This window comes from Arthrobacter sp. B2I5 (assembly GCF_030816735.1).
Taxonomy (GTDB): domain Bacteria; phylum Actinomycetota; class Actinomycetes; order Actinomycetales; family Micrococcaceae; genus Arthrobacter.
On sequence record NZ_JAUSYF010000001.1, the window covers coordinates 4,620,367 to 4,634,173 of the forward strand.

Below are 13,807 nucleotides of genomic sequence, written 5' to 3' on the forward strand. Positions count from 1 at the left end.
AACTCACCTCGCCTGAGTAAATCGCATAGGTACTGCAGGATGCTGGGTCCGCACTGTTCCCCGAGAGAACGATGGCGTCCTCTTGAAAGGCATGGCCATGCGCCCATCGCAACGCATTTCATTCCTCCTCGCAGCGAGCGCCGCCGCGGCGCTGTCCCTCGCGGGCTGCGCTGAGGGCCCGGCCGCGGACGGCGGTTCCTCTACGGCTCCTGCCGCCCGGACGACGGCGGCGAGCCCGCCTGCAGCAATCATTCCCGTCGCCACGTCTTCTCCCGCTCCTGCCGGGCCGGTGACCTTCACGTTTGCAGACGGCCGCCTGTCCTTTGCCCACCCCGAGGGGTGGCGCGTGGAGCATGAACAGGTTTCCGCGTCCCCTGCGGTGGAGACTGCGACAGTCTACGATGCCGGCGGCAAGGAGCAGGTGGCCATCTACTACAGCCAGGTTGGCGACGCCACGGCCGGCAACGTCTCCAGGTTCATCCTTGAGACGGACCCGGTGCCGGGATTGATCGGGGCTGCGGTTCCCACACCCAGCTCGTCGTTCTTTGTGGACCACGCTTTTGGTACTGCCACCTACCACATGGGGCTGACCGCGGGATCCCCGATCTCGCCCGACGGGCAGGTGCAATACGGGCTTGTGATGCTCGGGGACCGCATCCTGACCGCGGACGTGCTGTTCACCGGTCCCTCATTCGCTAACGACCAGGCGGCAAAAGATTGGTACTGGGGTGATGAAGGCCGCACCCTGAAAGCATTGCTGATGAGCTTCTCCTACCGCTGACCGCCGGCTGGAAGCCCTCCTCCACTGCGGTGGGGGAGGGCTTCCTGCTGCCCGCCTACTTGCCCTGGACGCGGGCCAGGAACTGCGCCGTGCGGTCCTGCAGGCCCCGGATTTGGCGCTGCACGACGACGGCGGGGTCCGGGTTGATCTCGTTGGCCGGTGGTTCCTTACGGACATTGCCGCAGCACAGGAAGTCGGCGCAGATCAGGGTCCCCACCGTGTTTCCGTCGCGTCCTGACTGGCCTGCCCGCCTGGCAACCCAGAGGAGCACGTCCTCCTTTGAGAACACGTCGCGGCACAGTTCGCACAGGACGGAGCGGTTCTTCCGGGCTCCCCCTTCGGGCGCCCGGAGCATGATCCCCGTGAGGCCTTTGGATCCCGGAACCACCAGGTAACCGCGCAGCGGCATCTTTTCATCGCGCCAGCCCAGGAACTCCAGGCTGTCCCAGTCGAGGGAGTCGAACTTCCTGGGCAGTGTGAGCTTGGCTGCTTCCGAGCGGCTGGCGTTAATGAAGGATGAGCGGATTTGTTGGGGCGTGACTGATTGCATGGCTGAACTTTCGTGAAAGGGTGGGCGGCCCAAAGCCGGGCCAGGTAACGGAGAGTCAGTCAGTCTTCGCGGAGCAGGCCAAAGCGGCCACCCCGCTCTCCATGGCAGCGGCGGCCGGTGCGGCCTTTTGCATGCGCATTGTTCCCGTTGTCCTGTTCCTGTTCAGCGCGCCAGTTCAGCGCTTCCGGTGAAGCTGCCGCCGGACCGGCAAGGCCATCCTGCCAAATGGGGCGGCTGCTGTCCAAGAAGCTGCCGGCGAATGTGCTCTTCGTCACGTTGAAAGGATTAGGTGACAAAAGCGTTGCGTAATCATGTTTTACATAGGTTAGCCTTACTTAAGTTTTCATCAGTCTGATCCAAGGAGCCCCGTGACGTCCCCCCTCTTTCCCGGCCCTGTCTCCACCCGCCGGACACTTTTCTCTTCTGCCGGCAAGGCGGCGTCGGTGCTGGCAGCGGCAGCCCTGACCCTCTCCGCCTGCAGCACGGGCCCGGCGTCGTCCGTCGCCGACGCGGGCAGCCCCAGCAGCAGCGCCCAGTTCCCGGTCACCATCGAGCACGTGTACGGCAAGACCACCATCGAGAAGCAGCCCACGCGGGTGGCGACGATTTCATGGGTGAACGACGACGTCGCCATCGCCCTCGGCGTGGTGCCCGTGGGGGTTCCCAAGAACGAGTGGGGCGGCAATGACAAGGGCTCCACCCCCTGGAAGGACGCGGCGCTCGAAAAGCTGGGGGCCGGATTTGGTTCGGCCAAGGCCCCCGTCCAGTACTCGGAGGCGGACGGCATCAACTTCACCGAAATCGCCAAGCTCAGCCCGGACGTCATCCTCGCCGCCTACTCAGGCCTCAGCGAGGAGGACTACAAGAAGCTCAGCGAGATCGCCCCCGTGGTGGCCCACCCGGAGGTGGCCTACGGAACCTCCTGGCAGGACTCCACCGCCATCATCGGCAAGGCCCTGGGCAAGGAAACGGACGCCGCCAAGCTCGTCTCCGATACCGAGGCAACCCTCAAGGACAAGGTTTCCCAGTACCCGCAGATCCAGGGCAAGAGCTTCATCTACGGCAACCTGGAGCCGGCCAAGGGTGACGGCGTCAACGTCTACACCGCCAACGACAACCGTCCGCGCTTCCTGACCGAAATCGGCATGGCCCTCGCCCCGGTGGTCGCGGACAACTCCAAGGGCTCCAAGGAGTTCTACCTGCCCTGGTCCGCGGAGAAGGCGAACGAGCTGCAGTCGGACATCTTCGTCACCTGGGTTCCCGATGCCTCCACCGCGGACGCCATCAAGGCCGATCCGCTGCTCGGGCAGATCCCGGCCATCAAGAACGGCGCGCTGGTGGCCGATTCGGACAACACCCTGACCCTGTCCATCTCGGCCTCGTCGCCGCTGAGCCTGCCGTGGTCCCTGGACACGTTCCTGCCGCAGCTGGCCAGCGCCGCCGATGCAGTGAAGTAGGCACCCCTTCATGAGTACGACGACGGCACGTCCGGTCGCGGACACCGGCACCGAGGTGCCGGCCAAGGCAGCCGCTGCCCCCCGCCGCGGTGATGCTTCGGGAACGAAGCGCACCGCCTGGCTGGCGGCCGCCGTCGTCGTGCTGGTGCTGGTGGCCGGGGCATCGCTGGCCGTGGGGGCGCGGGATGTTCCCCTTGGCACCGTATGGCAGGCCCTCGCCACGTTCGATCCCACGAACGGTGACCACGCCGTGGTCCAGGCCCGCATCCCGCGCACGGTCCTGGGCCTGCTGGCCGGGGGCGCCCTGGGCCTGGCGGGTGCCGCGATGCAGGGAGTCGCCCGCAATCCGCTGGCCGATCCCGGCATCATTGGCGTCAATGCCGGAGCTGCCCTGGCCGTGGTCACCGGAATCTACGTCTTCGGCGTGACCAGCTTCTCCGGCTACGTCTGGTTCGCCTTTCTCGGGGCCGCCGCTGCCGCCGTCGTGGTGTACCTCATCGCCTCGCTGGGCAGGGATGGTGCCACTCCGGTGAAACTCGCGCTGGCGGGAGCCGCGCTCAGCGCCGGACTGTCCTCGCTCATGAATGTCATCCTGGTCTCCAGCCAGGACACCCTGGACAGGTTCCGCTTCTGGCAGGTGGGCGGCATCGCGGGCCGTGACTGGACCGTGCTCCTGCCCGGACTGCCGTTCCTGGCCGCCGGTGCCTTCCTCGTGCTGCTGGCCGGCCGGACCCTCAACGGCCTGGCCCTGGGGGACGACGTCGCCCGCGGGCTTGGCCAGCGGGTAGGGCTGTCCCGCGCCGTGGTGGCCCTTGGCATCGTCCTGCTGTGCGGTACGGCCACCGCGCTGGCGGGGCCCATCGGCTTCGTGGGCCTGGTGGTACCGCATGCCGTGCGCTTCCTGACCGGCCCCGACTACCGATGGATCCTGCCCTTTTCCCTGGTGCTGGCCCCTGTCCTGCTCCTGGGTGCCGACATCCTTGGGCGGGTGGTCCTGCTTCCGGGCGAAGTCCCGGCCGGCATCATGACCGCCCTGGTGGGTGCGCCGGTGTTCGTATGGCTGATCCGCCGCGGAAAGGGGGCCGGGCTGTGACACTCCTCAAACCCCGCGAAGTGGCACTTGACGGCAATCCTCCGCCCAAACACTGGGGTTATCTGCCATCTCGCGCGGTGAACCGGACCGCCCTCCTGGCCGCCGCCGTGGTGCTCCTGTTCTTCGCGTCCGTGCTGCTGGGCAGCTACACGGTGACCATCCCGGACTTCTTCACCATCGTGGTCAACCATCTGGGCGGCGGTGCGAAGATTCCGGGCGCAAGCTTCATCGTGATGGAGAACAAGCTTCCGCGGGCCGTCACCGGCACCATGATCGGAATCGCCTTCGGGCTGGCCGGCGCACTGTTCCAGACCATGCTGCGGAACCCGCTCGCCAGCCCCGACGTCATCGGCATCAGTTCCGGCGCCAGCGCAGCCGCCGTGACCGCGATTGTCATTTTCGGCGCCTCCGGTGCTGTGGTTTCCGCGGCGGCGCTGGTGGGCGCGCTGGCCGTGGCCGCCCTCATCTATGGGATCTCCAGCGGCGGGGCTTCCCGCGGGACCGGGCGGGGGAATGCCGCGGGAAACCGTTTGGTCCTGGCCGGTATCGGGATCGCGGCCGCCCTGCACGCCGTGGTCAGTTTCCTGATGACCCGCGCCGACATCCGCACCGCCGCCGACGTCCTGGTCTGGCTCAACGGATCCCTGAACTCCGCCAACTGGGACCGCGCCGGAGTCCTGTTCCTGGCGCTCGTGGTGCTGGTTCCTGCCGCCGCGGTCATCGCCGGTCCGCTGCGCATCCTGGAACTGGGCCACGATGCCGCGGCCGGATTGGGGGTCCGCGTCAATGCGGCCCGCCTGGCATTGGTGCTCATTGCGGTGGCGCTCGCGGCCGTGGCGACGGCGGCTGCCGGGCCGGTCTCATTCGTCGCCTTCCTCGCCGGTCCCATCGCCCGCCGCTTCGCCGGCAAAGCCAGCCTGCCGGCGTCGGCCCTGGTGGGTGCCCTGATTGTGTTGGCGGCGGACTATGCCGCCGCCAACCTCGCCCCGCTGTTCCTGGACGGCACAGTCCTGCCGGTGGGTGTGGTTACCGGCGCGCTCGGCGCCCCGTTCCTGCTGTGGCTCCTGGCCACGGCCAGTCGAAAGGATGCCTGACGTGGCAGTTCTCGAAGCCCAGGACCTGACGCTCACCTACGGCCAGCGCTGTGTGGTGGACGGGCTCAGTGTCCAGATTCCCGCGGGCAAGGTGACCATGATCGTGGGGGCAAACGCCTGCGGAAAGTCCACCCTGCTCCGCGGACTGTCCCGGCTCCTGAAGCCCTCCGGCGGCGCCGTGACCCTCGACGGCAGGGACATCCATACCCGGCCCGCCCGCGAACTGGCCCGGACCCTCGGCCTGCTTCCCCAGCACCCCACCGCACCGGACGGCATCACCGTCCGCGACCTGGTGGGACGCGGGCGCTATCCGCACCAGGGCTTCTTCCGGAGCTGGAGTGAAAAGGACGACGCCGCCGTGCAGCGTGCGCTGGAAGCCACCGGAACGCTGGACCTGGCCGGGCGCGACGTGGATGAACTGTCCGGCGGCCAGCGGCAGCGGGCCTGGATTGCGATGGCCCTGGCCCAGGAAACCGACGTCCTGCTGCTGGACGAACCCACCACCTACCTCGACATGGCCCACCAGGTGGAGGTCCTGGACCTGCTGACGGACCTGAACCGCAGGCACGGCACCACCGTGGCCATCGTCCTGCACGATCTGAACCTCGCCGCGCGCTACGCCGACAACGTCATCGCCATGAAGGACGGTGCCGTGGCGGCAGTGGGGTGCCCGCGCGAAGTGGTGACGGAAGAGCTGGTCCGCGACGTCTTCGGCCTGGAGAGCCGCGTCATCCCGGACCCCGTCTCGGCCACCCCGCTGATCATTCCCATTGGCCGCCACCACACCCCAGCCAACGAACTGGAGCTCGTCCCATGAAGACCCGCAACAACGTTTCCACAAAAACGATGAACACTGAGCCCATGACCCTGGCGTTCGACGTCACCGTGACATCGGTGCAGGAACTCAGCCCCAATTTCAGGCGGATCACGTTCGGCGGATACGCGCTGCGGGACTTCGGCGTGCACGGCGACACGCTGGACCTGCGGATCAAGCTCATGATTCCCTCCCTCGCGGCGGACGGCACACCGCTGCCCCTTCCGGTCTTCAATATGGCCGAGGCCGGCTGGTACCGCGAGTGGCTGGCCATGGACCCTGCCGTGCGCGGCTCCATGCGCACCTACACCGTCCGCAACGCCCGGCTGGACACCGTGTACCCGGAGATCGACGTGGACTTCGTGATGCACTTCGACGACAAAGGGCACGGGGGACCGGCAGCCAACTGGGCCCTCAATGCGAAGCCGGGTGACGCCATCACCATCGTCGGCCCCAACAACCGCGCCGCCCATTGCGTCACCGCGGAGACCTACTCCGGCATCGAATGGCGTCCCGGCCTGGCCCAGCGCATCCTGCTTGCCGGCGACGAGACCGCCGTCCCGGCCATCTCCGCCATCCTCGAAACGCTCCCGCCGTACATGAGCGGGCACGCCTTCCTTGAGGTTCCGCAGGCCGGCGACTTCCTGGAGCTCCAATCCCCGGCCGACATTGAAATCACCTGGCTGGCCCGCGGCGCCGCAATCGGCCGCTCCCGGCCCCACGGCCGCCTCCTGCAGGAGGCCGTGCGCAAAGCCGTCCCCGAGCCGGGCTGGGTGGGCATCAGAACGGACGACGGCGGCGCAGGGCCCGAGCCCGAGGACGTCAACGTGGACACGGACATCCTTTGGGAGACGCCCACCCGCCTGGAGACAGCGGACATCAGCGCCACCAAGAACCCCGGGATGCCCGCCGGCGCCATGCCCTTCTACGCCTGGATCGCCGGGGAAGCAGGCGTCATCAAGGACCTGCGGCGCTACCTGGTCCGCGATGTGGGGATGGACCGGAAACAGGTGGCCTTCATGGGTTACTGGCGGAAGGGCAAAGCCGAAGGGTAACCCGCCCTCCACCGCTCTGAGTCGGCGGGACCGCCCATCCTGCAACGCCCCATCAGATCCTGCAGGTCTTCCTTCGACGCCCGCTCACTTTTGGCCGCCTCACCTCGACGCCCGCGCACTTACTGTTCATCCCGGCGTCGTCCTTGCTTTTCTTTGTGCCGTTAGGTTGGGGCGGTGGCGCGTGATTCCTTGCTTCCTGACTCCGGGCGGCGGGTCTTTGTTGCCCTTGGCGACTCCTTCACCGAAGGGGTGGGGGACCGGGATGAGCGGCTGCCCAATGGCGTGCGGGGGTGGGCCGACCGGGTGGCCGAGAAACTCGCCAAAGCACAGCCGGGGTGGAAGTACGCCAACCTGGCCGTCCGAAGCAAACGGCTGCGGCACATTATCGACGAGCAACTGGAACCGGCACTGCAGATGCGGCCAACCCTGGTCACCCTCTACGCCGGCGGAAACGACATCCTGGACCTGAAGACGGACATGGCAGCACTCATGGCGGACTACGAACAGTTTGTTGCCCGGCTCGCCGGCACCGGTGCCACGGTGGTCCTCTTCACCGGGTTCGACGTCAAGGTCTCCGCGCTCCTGGAGCCGTTGAAGAAACGCAACACCTATTACAACCAGCGGGTGCGGGACATCGCGGACCAGTACGGCGCGGTGCTGGTGGACTACTGGTGCCTGGACGCCTTCCACGACCGGCGCATGTGGGACTCGGACCGGCTCCACATGTCCAAGGCGGGGCACAAATACCTGGCCGGGCAGGTGCTGGACCAGCTGGGTGTGCCGCACAAGATCAAGCCCAGGGACTGGGAGCCGCCGCCCCGGCTGGGCCTGCGCGAGTGGGAGCGCCGCCAGCGGCGCTGGGTCCACGACTGGGTGCTGCCGCTCTTTGGCCGCAAGCTCCGCGGCGTAACGCTGGGGGATACGCTCAGCCCGCGCTGGCCCGGGCCGGTGAAGGTCCCGCGGAAAGGCGGGCTGAAGAAGGTCGCCGCGGAATTGCCCGACGGCGGCAGCCCACCCTAGCTGGTTTGTGCGGGCGGGGTGTCCAACAGGTTTTCGAACCCCGGGGCCACCCGGCCGGCGTGGAATTCCAACACCTCAAAGTCGGCCACGCCGTTGACGTAGAACGGGTCCTGCGCCAGGCTCGCGTCCAGGGTTTCCCGTTCCGATTGCGAAAGCAGCAGTCCTCCGGTGCGGGGGATCTTGCGGCCGGCCGCAATGAAGACGCCGTCGTCGAACGCCTTCTGCAACCAGGCGATGTGGGCGTCGTTGTGGAAGTCCACGATCTCCTGCGGCACGCGGTAGGTGAGGGAGACAACATACATGAGGCCAAGCCTACCGGTGCTGCACCAAGCTACTTGAAAGATCAATCGTAGAATGGAGCCCATGACCGAACCCCGCTGGCTCAACGCTGACGAACGCCGCGCCTGGTTGGCGCTGGTGAGCATCAATACGCTGCTGCCCGCGGCGCTCGACACCAGGCTGCATGCAGCGGGGAAGCTGTCCCTCTTCGACTACACGGTCCTGGCCATGTTGTCCGAGGCCGAGGACCGGTTCCTGCCCATGAGCGAACTCGCTGCGCGCAGCAGCGCTTCACTGTCCCGCCTGTCGCACGTGGTCACCAAGCTGCAGAAGCGCGGCTGGGTGGAACGGCGTCCCCACCCCCACGATGCAAGGGTGACCACAGCACACCTCACCGAGGAGGGCATGGCCACCATCGTCGGGCTGGCCCCGGGCCACGTGGAGGACGTGCGCGACCTGTTCCTCGACGCCCTGACGGAGCAGGATGTGTTGGACCTGGCCCGGATCGGCGAAAAAGTGGTGGGACGCCTGGACAAGGACCACTGGATCCTGCGTGAGACGCAGGCTGACTCGGCCATATAACCGACTGATTGGTTGCTCCCGGCAACGGATGGCAAACTAGCCGCATGGATTTTTCTTCCCGGTTCGTGGCCCTTGGCGACTCATTCACCGAAGGCGTCGGAGACGACGACCCAACACGCCCCAATGGTGTCCGGGGCTGGGCGGACCGGGTGGCAGAGCAGCTCTGCACCGCCGATCCTGACTTCGGCTACGCCAACCTGGCCATCCGTGGGCGGAAGCTCCGCCAGATCCTGGCCGAGCAGGTGGACGCCGCCGTCGAACTTAATCCCACGCTGGTGACCATCTATGCCGGTGCCAACGACATCCTTCGTCCGCGCGTGGACATCGATGACCTCCTGGTGGAGTACAACGACGCGGTCGGGAAGCTGGCGGCCACCGGTGCCACCGTGGTCATGTTCACCGGATTCGATGCCCGGGGTTCGAAGGTCTTTGGCACCATGCGGGGCCGCACCGCCATCTACAATGAGCTGGTCCGGGGCATCGCGGGCGACCACGGCGCGCTGCTGGTGGATTACTGGCGCTTCAGCGAGTACTACGACTGGGGCATGTGGGCGCACGACCGGATGCACATGTCCGCTGCCGGGCACGCCAACATGGCCAAGCGGGTCCTCGAGGTCCTCAAATACGACCACTCCATCGACATCCCGCCGATGTCCCCGGTCCCGGAGTTGAGCGGTGCCGATGCCCTGCGTGCCAACGCCCAGTGGTTCCGCGAGTATGCGGCTCCGTGGGTGGTCCGGCGGGTGACCGGCAAGTCGTCCGGGGACAACCTGCGGCCGAAGTACCCCACGTTCACCCGGCTGTAGGGCGCGCCCCGGCCGTGGCTCAGGCGGGGTGGAACGCGGGTGTCGCCAGCATGGAGCCGTCCGCGCGGATTGCCAGCACGGCAACATCCCAGCGGTCTGTGGCACGGTTCAGCATGGTGCTTCCGCCGGCAACGATTGCCGTGGCCAGGACATCGGCCGTGACAATATCGGCCGCGGCCACGGTGACCTGGACAAACTCATTTCCGCGTCCCACCCGCCAAATGTGCTCGCCGCGCTCGGCGGAGCCGGAGGTGGCAATCGCTGTGTGCCGGCTGCTGCCACCCAGTGCGTAGCCCGTGACCAGGGTCCGGCGGTCTGCCGGGTCCACGATGCCTGCTTTCCAAGGCTCGTTGCTGCCGGGACGGGGCGAGCCGCTGACCAGGCAGTCGCCGCCGGCATTGAGGCACCAATCCTGCCAGCCCAGGGCCAGGAGCGAGGTACCTGCCTCGCGGATTGTATGACCTTTAATAATTCCGGAAAGGTCCAGCACCCCGTCGGGCCGTTCAGGGGTGAAGGCGGCGTCCGTGCGCAGCCGCCATTCATGCGCCTCCGCATACCGCTGGCGCATCTGCTCCGAGGCGCGGCGCAGCGTCAATTCGCCGCGGGCCAGCCTGGCCGCTTCCGAATCCGGGCGGTACAGGCTGAATTTTTCGTCCAGGTCCCGGAAAAGGCGTTCGACGACGGTGGTGGCGGCGGTGAGCTCGTCAAGCCCTGGTTGCCCTTCCGTGGGGGAGCCGATGGGCAGCGTCAAGCCGATGACCGTACCCATGCATTCAAAGGTGCGGGCCTTCAGGATGGGACCACCGGTTGCTGCGCCCACGGGGTTAGAGGTTGGCTGCATCGATGGCCGCCTGGACTGAGGTCAGGTAGGCGTCACTGGTGATGGTGGCGCCGCTGACGGTCTGGACATCGGCCGACTGCGCCGCGAGGACTTTGCTGCGGAGCAGGGGTGCCGCGCGGTTGCTGATCTGGATGGACTTGCCGTCGGTGTTGGTCAGTTGGAGTGCGGTGACGTCCGTGATTTTTCCGTTGGCCACCGTGATCTGGACCTGCACGGGACCGAAGCGGGTCTGCACGGCCGTGCCCTTATAGGTGCCGGAGGCTGATGAGCCGGTTGAGCTGGACGAGCCGGACGAACCGGTCGAACCGGTTGAGCCAGTCGTGCCGGACGCATCTGATCCGGACGCACCCGTGCCGGTCGATCCACCCGACCCGGACGAACCCGTCCCCGTCGACCCGGTGCCCGTTGAACCCGTGGTCCCTGTCGCCGTCGCACTTGAAGCGACGGTACTGATGCCGCCCACCTGCGTGCCCGCCTGCCATCCAGCCACGAGAATCCCGGCGGAGGCCAGCCCCGCTGCGATTGTTCCGCGTATTTTCACCAGTCAAACCTTTCGTGATGGATCTGTTCTTCACGGACGCCGGCCTTCCCGGCATCCGCTATGACATTGGCCGCCCAGGCCGCCGGACCGCAGACATAGACGTCCGCTTCCGCGATGTCAGGCACATAGGAGGCGAGGCTGTAGCCGGTCCGCACGGCGTCCTCCGGAAGCCAGGAGGAGCGGCCGTGGGCCCGTGGCCCAGTGAGGTGGAAGAGCCGGACTCCCCGGGCCTGGCAGAGGTCAAGGATCTCGCGGCCCAGGTACAGCTCCTGGTCTGTGTGGCCGCGAAGCAGGATGGTCGCCTGGCCGGGTGCGAACGGCGTGGTCTCCAGCAGTGCGCGCAGGGGCGTGATGCCGATGCCCGCACCGATCATCACCACCTTGTTCCGGGTCCTTGCAGCCGTGCTGAGTAACCCGTAAGGGCCCTCCAGGGCCACCTTGGTTCCCTTCCGCAGCCGGAGGAGCTGGGCCGAGCCGTTGCCGAGGTTCCGCACGGTGACCCGCAGCGTCCCCTGTCCATCAGGGCCGCGCAGGACAGGCTCGGCGGACAGACTGAACGGGTGCGGATGCCACCACATACCCGGGGCCAGGAAGCGCCAGATGAAGAAGCGTCCGCCCGTGCCTGCCAGCTGGTCCAGCTTCCGGCCGCTCATGACGATGTTCACCACGCCCGGCGCCACGGCATCCACGCGGGCCACGGTCAGCCGGTGCCGTGCCGTGGCCAGCGCCGGCTCCAACACCCGGAAGTACACCAGGGCCGTGCCCGTGTAGATGCAGATGGCCAGCCAGTACCAGCGCTGCCAGGTGCCGGCCGCAAAGAGGCCGCCCACGCTGAACTGGTGGGGCAATGACGTTGCCACCGCGGTATAGGTAAGGAGGTGCACCACGTACCAGAACTCGTAGGGGAACCGACGCCGGACCGCCACCACAGACGTCACCACGACGGCGATGAACAGCGCCGTGGAGACGAATGCCAGCCACATGTCGGGCACCTGGACCCATAGATTGATGGACTCGGTGACCGGATCCAGCCCCTCGGCCATGCCATACCCAATAACGAGCAGGAGGCCGTGAGCCAGGAGCAGGTACAGGGAGGGCTTTCCCAGCTTCCCGTGGAACTCCAGGGCCCGGTCGTGGCCGATGGTGCGGTCAATGAAAGGGATCCTCGCGGCCAGGAGAAGCATGAGCAGGACCAGGTCCATGCCCACCAATCCGGCCACAATGCCCGCTGCAGTGAATGCAGCGGCGGGTGAGGTGATGCTGGTGGCCCCGCCGTCGGCAAGCCAAAGGGCAATCGCAGCGGCAACGGAAGTCCAGGCAATGACCGTCAGGAGATCCGTCCGCAGCATGCGCTGCCGGTACTGGCGGGCGAACCAGCCGCGGGAGGGATTCTTCGGTGCTGGCAGTGAAAGCTCCGGGCGGCCGGAGCTGCTTGCGGCCGGTGATGCCGGCAGGAGCTGCGTCTTCATGCCTCCACGATGCGCGCGGAAACTATGATCCTGCTGTGAAAAAGGGCCAGCCCTGGCTGTGACGTTTTCGCGACCCTTATACACCCTTTGCCGCCCGATTGGTCTTTAATTGCGCCAACTCGTAGACTTGGTAGGCGCTAAGTGCGCGGAGCGTGCGCAATTGCTCCGGTTGCCCGGTAATTTTCTCCAGGGCGGCCGGTAGTTAGGGGCTCAAGTTGCGTGACTAACCGTTGCCCTCACTTACTTTGGGTCGCACTTGGCAGCATGGTCCAGCAGCAGATATGCGGATCATTACTTTCAATTCTTGAGGAGAAGTCATGGCAGCACACTGCCAAGTGACCGGGGCCGAGCCGGGCTTTGGGCACAGCATTTCGCACTCGCACCGCCGCAACAAGCGTCGGTTCGATCCGAACATTCAGAAGAAGCGCTACTGGGTTCCGTCCCTGCGCCGTAACGTCACGCTGCAGGTTTCTGCCCGTGGCATCAAGACCATCGACGTGCGCGGCATCGACGCAGTCGTCGCCGACATTCTTGCTCGTGGGGTGAAGCTCTAGTGGCTAAGGACAAGGACGTACGTCCGATCATCAAGCTCAAGTCGACCGCGGGCACGGGCTACACCTACGTAACCCGCAAGAACCGTCGTAACGACCCGGACCGCATGGTCCTGAAGAAGTACGACCCCAAGATCCGCCAGCACGTCGAATTCCGAGAGGAGCGCTAAACATGGCTAAGAAGTCCAAGATTGCTCGCAACGAGCAGCGCAAGGTCATCGTTGAGCGTTACGCTGCAAAGCGCCTCGAGCTGAAGAAGACCCTGGTTGACGAAAACGCAACCGACGAAGCACGCGAAGCAGCCCGCCTGGGCCTGCAGAAGCTGCCCCGCAACGCGTCCCCGATCCGTCTGCGTAACCGCGACATCATCGACGGCCGCCCCCGCGGTACCTTCCAGAAGTTCGGTATCTCCCGTGTCCGCTTCCGCGACATGGCCCACAAGGGCGAACTCCCGGGCATCACCAAGTCTTCCTGGTAATCCAGCACCGCTGAATCCAGCTGCTTGAGAAGGGCCGGCAACCGTAGGGTTGCCGGCCCTTTTGCTGTCTGTACGCAGGTACCGCAGGCTGTGCGGCAGCACACATAAGGGAATGACGACGGCGGGAGGCGGCCTGGGTGCGTTCATGTCCCCATCCGCCCCGTGATTCCGCGGTCTGGAACCCGGTGGACGGCCGGTTTGCGGTGGGCCAAGAGTGCGTGTATTGTTTTCTAAGTCGCCGCGGGGGAGACAGTGAAGAACTGATCTCCGCGGGGCCAAAACCCCCAAAATCAAAGCCAAAATCTGGTTGCTCTTTAGGGCGCTGGAAACGGGTGGGGAACGATCTTCCGCCGAAAAGAATCCTGAATGATGGATTTGCTTCGGGGTTGGGGATCG

At 66.3% G+C, this 13,807-nt stretch carries 18 protein-coding genes; 12 read left to right on the forward strand and 6 right to left on the reverse strand.

Going from position 1 to position 13,807, the window contains the following annotated elements:
- Nucleotides 1-97: 97 nt before the first annotated feature.
- Nucleotides 98-781: a hypothetical protein gene (locus QFZ60_RS21505; RefSeq protein ID WP_307093124.1), complete on the forward strand. Its 684-nt coding sequence runs from the start codon at nt 98-100 to the stop codon at nt 779-781.
- Between the two features lie 55 nt (nt 782-836).
- Here the strand turns inward: QFZ60_RS21505 and QFZ60_RS21510 are convergent, their stop codons facing one another.
- Together QFZ60_RS21510 and QFZ60_RS21515 are read right to left on the reverse strand one after the other, a co-directional pair.
- Nucleotides 837-1,331, reverse strand: a complete 495-nt coding sequence (locus tag QFZ60_RS21510) for an FBP domain-containing protein (RefSeq protein WP_307093125.1) — start codon at nt 1,329-1,331, stop codon at nt 837-839.
- A 59-nt stretch (nt 1,332-1,390) separates the two neighbouring features.
- The gene (locus tag QFZ60_RS21515) at nt 1,391-1,606 is read right to left on the reverse strand and encodes a hypothetical protein (protein ID WP_307093127.1); all 216 of its coding nucleotides are present in this window, start codon (nt 1,604-1,606) and stop codon (nt 1,391-1,393) included.
- A gap of 93 nt (nt 1,607-1,699) precedes the next feature.
- Between QFZ60_RS21515 and QFZ60_RS21520 the strand changes: the two genes are divergently transcribed.
- From QFZ60_RS21520 to QFZ60_RS21545, 6 genes are all read left to right on the forward strand, one after another.
- Nucleotides 1,700-2,788, forward strand: a complete 1,089-nt coding sequence (locus QFZ60_RS21520; RefSeq protein ID WP_307093128.1) for an iron-siderophore ABC transporter substrate-binding protein — start codon at nt 1,700-1,702, stop codon at nt 2,786-2,788.
- A gap of 10 nt (nt 2,789-2,798) precedes the next feature.
- Nucleotides 2,799-3,881, forward strand: a complete 1,083-nt coding sequence (locus tag QFZ60_RS21525; RefSeq protein WP_307093130.1) for an iron ABC transporter permease — start codon at nt 2,799-2,801, stop codon at nt 3,879-3,881.
- On the forward strand, nt 3,845-4,975 hold the full coding sequence (locus tag QFZ60_RS21530) for an iron chelate uptake ABC transporter family permease subunit (protein ID WP_307093132.1): 1,131 nt from the start codon (nt 3,845-3,847) through the stop codon (nt 4,973-4,975). The genes QFZ60_RS21525 and QFZ60_RS21530 overlap by 37 nt, the downstream gene beginning before the upstream one ends.
- A gap of 1 nt (nt 4,976) precedes the next feature.
- Complete coding sequence (locus QFZ60_RS21535; protein WP_307093135.1) at nt 4,977-5,792, forward strand: ABC transporter ATP-binding protein; 816 nt, start codon at nt 4,977-4,979, stop codon at nt 5,790-5,792.
- Nucleotides 5,793-5,821: 29 nt separating this feature from the next.
- A complete protein-coding gene (locus QFZ60_RS21540) occupies nt 5,822-6,844 on the forward strand; it encodes a siderophore-interacting protein (RefSeq protein WP_373427704.1) in 1,023 nt (340 codons plus the stop codon).
- 174 nt (nt 6,845-7,018) lie between these two features.
- A complete protein-coding gene (locus QFZ60_RS21545) occupies nt 7,019-7,864 on the forward strand; it encodes an SGNH/GDSL hydrolase family protein (protein ID WP_307093138.1) in 846 nt (281 codons plus the stop codon).
- On the opposite strand, the gene QFZ60_RS21550 is transcribed toward QFZ60_RS21545, so the two are convergent.
- Entirely contained in the window at nt 7,861-8,166 is a 306-nt protein-coding gene (locus QFZ60_RS21550; protein ID WP_142118329.1) for a YciI family protein, read from the reverse strand. The genes QFZ60_RS21545 and QFZ60_RS21550 overlap by 4 nt on opposite strands.
- 61 nt (nt 8,167-8,227) lie before the next feature.
- On the opposite strand from QFZ60_RS21550, the gene QFZ60_RS21555 reads away from it, so the two are divergent.
- Entirely contained in the window at nt 8,228-8,725 is a 498-nt protein-coding gene (locus QFZ60_RS21555; protein ID WP_307093140.1) for a MarR family winged helix-turn-helix transcriptional regulator, read from the forward strand.
- Nucleotides 8,726-8,769: 44 nt separating this feature from the next.
- A complete protein-coding gene (locus QFZ60_RS21560) occupies nt 8,770-9,531 on the forward strand; it encodes an SGNH/GDSL hydrolase family protein (RefSeq protein ID WP_307093142.1) in 762 nt (253 codons plus the stop codon).
- 19 nt (nt 9,532-9,550) lie between these two features.
- Here the strand turns inward: QFZ60_RS21560 and QFZ60_RS21565 are convergent, their stop codons facing one another.
- From QFZ60_RS21565 to QFZ60_RS21575, 3 genes are read right to left on the reverse strand one after another with little or no spacing between them, the layout of a single operon-like run.
- Nucleotides 9,551-10,372 (reverse strand): FAD:protein FMN transferase, encoded by an 822-nt coding sequence (locus QFZ60_RS21565; RefSeq protein ID WP_307093144.1) that lies wholly within the window; start codon nt 10,370-10,372, stop codon nt 9,551-9,553.
- Complete coding sequence (locus tag QFZ60_RS21570) at nt 10,356-10,913, reverse strand: FMN-binding protein (protein ID WP_307093146.1); 558 nt, start codon at nt 10,911-10,913, stop codon at nt 10,356-10,358. The genes QFZ60_RS21565 and QFZ60_RS21570 overlap by 17 nt, the downstream gene beginning before the upstream one ends.
- Complete coding sequence (locus QFZ60_RS21575; RefSeq protein WP_307093148.1) at nt 10,910-12,382, reverse strand: ferric reductase-like transmembrane domain-containing protein; 1,473 nt, start codon at nt 12,380-12,382, stop codon at nt 10,910-10,912. The genes QFZ60_RS21570 and QFZ60_RS21575 overlap by 4 nt, the downstream gene beginning before the upstream one ends.
- 317 nt (nt 12,383-12,699) lie before the next feature.
- On the opposite strand from QFZ60_RS21575, the gene rpmB reads away from it, so the two are divergent.
- From rpmB to rpsN, 3 genes are read left to right on the forward strand one after another with little or no spacing between them, the layout of a single operon-like run.
- Nucleotides 12,700-12,936 (forward strand): 50S ribosomal protein L28, encoded by a 237-nt coding sequence (rpmB, locus tag QFZ60_RS21580; RefSeq protein ID WP_018763944.1) that lies wholly within the window; start codon nt 12,700-12,702, stop codon nt 12,934-12,936.
- Nucleotides 12,936-13,103 carry a 50S ribosomal protein L33 gene (gene rpmG / locus QFZ60_RS21585; protein WP_013602737.1) on the forward strand — a complete coding sequence of 56 codons (168 nt, stop codon included), beginning with the start codon at nt 12,936-12,938 and terminating at the stop codon, nt 13,101-13,103. The genes rpmB and rpmG overlap by 1 nt, the downstream gene beginning before the upstream one ends.
- Nucleotides 13,104-13,105: 2 nt before the next feature.
- Nucleotides 13,106-13,411, forward strand: a complete 306-nt coding sequence (gene rpsN, locus QFZ60_RS21590; RefSeq protein WP_009358853.1) for a 30S ribosomal protein S14 — start codon at nt 13,106-13,108, stop codon at nt 13,409-13,411.
- The last annotated feature ends 396 nt before the right edge of the window (nt 13,412-13,807 follow it).

Excerpts from the sequence above, each read along its gene's own strand:
- QFZ60_RS21505 (WP_307093124.1), top strand. The coding sequence starts at position 98 with ATGCGCCCATCGCAACGCATTTCATTCCTCCTCGCAGCGAGCGCCGCC.
- QFZ60_RS21510 (WP_307093125.1), bottom strand. The coding sequence starts at position 1,331 with ATGCAATCAGTCACGCCCCAACAAATCCGCTCATCCTTCATTAACGCC.
- QFZ60_RS21525 (WP_307093130.1), top strand. The coding sequence starts at position 2,799 with ATGAGTACGACGACGGCACGTCCGGTCGCGGACACCGGCACCGAGGTG.
- QFZ60_RS21530 (WP_307093132.1), top strand. The coding sequence starts at position 3,845 with ATGGCTGATCCGCCGCGGAAAGGGGGCCGGGCTGTGACACTCCTCAAA.
- QFZ60_RS21540 (WP_373427704.1), top strand. The coding sequence starts at position 5,822 with ATGAACACTGAGCCCATGACCCTGGCGTTCGACGTCACCGTGACATCG.
- QFZ60_RS21550 (WP_142118329.1), bottom strand. The coding sequence starts at position 8,166 with ATGTATGTTGTCTCCCTCACCTACCGCGTGCCGCAGGAGATCGTGGAC.
- QFZ60_RS21555 (WP_307093140.1), top strand. The coding sequence starts at position 8,228 with ATGACCGAACCCCGCTGGCTCAACGCTGACGAACGCCGCGCCTGGTTG.
- QFZ60_RS21560 (WP_307093142.1), top strand. The coding sequence starts at position 8,770 with ATGGATTTTTCTTCCCGGTTCGTGGCCCTTGGCGACTCATTCACCGAA.
- QFZ60_RS21565 (WP_307093144.1), bottom strand. The coding sequence starts at position 10,372 with ATGCAGCCAACCTCTAACCCCGTGGGCGCAGCAACCGGTGGTCCCATC.
- QFZ60_RS21575 (WP_307093148.1), bottom strand. The coding sequence starts at position 12,382 with ATGAAGACGCAGCTCCTGCCGGCATCACCGGCCGCAAGCAGCTCCGGC.
- rpmB (WP_018763944.1), top strand. The coding sequence starts at position 12,700 with ATGGCAGCACACTGCCAAGTGACCGGGGCCGAGCCGGGCTTTGGGCAC.
- rpsN (WP_009358853.1), top strand. The coding sequence starts at position 13,106 with ATGGCTAAGAAGTCCAAGATTGCTCGCAACGAGCAGCGCAAGGTCATC.